The sequence below is a fragment of the Thermogutta sp. genome (genome assembly GCF_014359955.1).
Lineage (GTDB): Bacteria > Planctomycetota > Planctomycetia > Pirellulales > Thermoguttaceae > Thermogutta.
Map to the genome: position 1 here is coordinate 1 of NZ_JACIYL010000739.1, position 2,202 is coordinate 2,202.

At 54.5% G+C, this 2,202-nt stretch carries 2 protein-coding genes and 1 CRISPR repeat array; both genes read right to left on the reverse strand.

From position 1 onward, the window contains the following. Positions 1-26: 26 nt before the first annotated feature. Positions 27-660: a CRISPR direct-repeat array (repeat unit 30 nt; unit sequence GTTTCAATCCCAACTTGGTTCGATTAAGAC). 484 nt (positions 661-1,144) lie between these two features. Beyond that, positions 1,145-1,894 (reverse strand): TIM barrel protein, encoded by a 750-nt coding sequence (locus H5U08_RS16480; protein ID WP_297035551.1) that lies wholly within the window; start codon positions 1,892-1,894, stop codon positions 1,145-1,147. Beyond that, on the reverse strand, positions 1,891-2,202 hold a 312-nt coding region (locus H5U08_RS16485), incomplete at its 5' end, for a hypothetical protein (RefSeq protein ID WP_297035553.1). The genes H5U08_RS16485 and H5U08_RS16480, both read right to left, overlap by 4 nt.

The window sequence follows — 2,202 nt, forward strand, 5'->3', positions numbered from 1 at the left end:
ATTCAGCACCCCCCGACTGCGCAAACGTTTCAATCCCAACTTGGTTCGATTAAGACCCTTTGCCAGATAGCTAATAGGTACATCTAGATTCGTCAAGTTTCAATCCCAACTTGGTTCGATTAAGACTAGCGCATCCTGATTCAGCACACCCCGAATGCGCAAACGTTTCAATCCCAACTTGGTTCGATTAAGACGGCGTAGAGTTTTGGGACGCAGAGCTAGCGCCCTGCGTTTCAATCCCAACTTGGTTCGATTAAGACGGAAGAACCTGCCTGCCTGGCACTTTGTGACCACCGGTTTCAATCCCAACTTGGTTCGATTAAGACCGCATTTCTCGTACCGCACGCTCAAATGTAACGTATGGTTTCAATCCCAACTTGGTTCGATTAAGACACGACCCGTTGGTCGCCGTCCTCCCAAATGATTCTCGTTTCAATCCCAACTTGGTTCGATTAAGACGGAAACGACCAGCTCGACTCCTCGCTCAGTAATCTGTTTCAATCCCAACTTGGTTCGATTAAGACGACCTGGAGAGCGTCCGTCAATGGGCGGAGGAATTACGTTTCAATCCCAACTTGGTTCGATTAAGACGTACGTTACTGTTGTTAGCACAATGACCGGGTTTTATTCGTTTCAATCCCAACTTGGTTCGATTAAGACCCCCCCCGGAAAGCCGGTATTTTCCGGGGTTTCCGCCCTCCTCCCACCCCCTGTTTTGCAGTCGACCGCCAGTCATGCGAAAATCCCTGGAGATCGACTGCAACTAAGCGTAACAACGGTCAACAAGTCTGTCAAGTCCCACAATATTATGGCTCCGTACCACCAGATATGATGGACACGCGCGAAAGAGGGGGCGATTCAGCGCCACAGCGGATAACAAACGTGACGCCCTTGTCTGTTCACCAGCGGGTCGCACCGCCACAGAGTATGCTTAGCACGCGAGCCCGACTGAACAGCCCACCGGACGACACAAGCCCCGCAGTTACTTGCGCGACACGTCAGCGGGTCACCCGTTCGTAAATCGTCCTTGCGCATGTTACCCAAAGTGTGTGTCTTGCCAACTTTTCTGCCCGTTCCACTTTCAATGGGTGCGCAAACAGTCGAGAAGGCAGGTGATTCAAACGGGCGTGGTGTGCAGCGGTGTCTAGAGCAGCGTCTCCAAAAGGAGCCGGAATTTCCGCAGCTCGGCGTTCTGGTCTACACCCGGCTCGGGAAGGATGTCGATCGACAGCGCCCGATCGTATTCATATCGGCTGAGATTCGCGAGGAGCTTGCTGTACTCCACTTCTCCCTGGCCCACTCGCACCTGAAAGCGGTCCTTTTTGGTATCGCGCAATCGGACGTGCCGCACGTATTTGAGAATCGGCTCCATACTGGGGGGAGACGACCGACCGTAGATGAAATAGCTGGGATCGAGGCAGATTCCGAGTCCCTTCGCATGATGGCAGAGCACGGCGGCCGTTTCCGGGGATTCGCTCATCCGGCCGGTCTCGACAAGCATGGCCACGACAACCTCCTCCATGGCGGCGATGGTCACCATCCGTCGCAGCCGCTCCACTTCCTCGTTAAACGGTGTTCCCAGTTCGGAAGCGCGGACGACCACCGTCACCACCCGCGTTGCCTTGGCCAGTTTGCAGCAGGCGGCGAATTGCCGGTAATACTCTTCCCCCTGGGCTTCAATGTCCACGCTGTAGGCGACAGGAGTGAGGCGATGGGTTTGACGGCAAATGGCAATCGCCCGATCCAGGTCAGCCGCGATTTCTGACGGTTTCAGGTGTCCCTCCGTCTCATGGGCAATGATTTCCACGTGCGTGAATTCGAGATCATTGAGACGTTCGAACGCCGCTTCCAGAGGGAGATTGGCAAAACACCGGGTGGTTGCAGCGATGATCACTCAGCTTCCTCCTTTTTTTTCAATCCGTTGCCCAAGCATGAAGCTCCGTCGCGCGGCAGAGGAACTGTCTCCCCCAGCCGCTTCTTTCTCCTGCCGGCTTTGCTTTCCGGCACCTTGTGCGAAACAAAAATTTTCCGATGCAATGATGGAATGATGGAGGGAATCCTCCGTGGCTTAACTTCCTTAAACCGTAAGCTTACCGGCGACGGGGCGACCTTGGCAACTGTGGAGGTCTGTTCGGGTGTCCTGAAGATGCCGTAGCTTCTCCAGTTTCCCTCGACCCAAAGGGGCGGTTTTTTGCTGTTGAC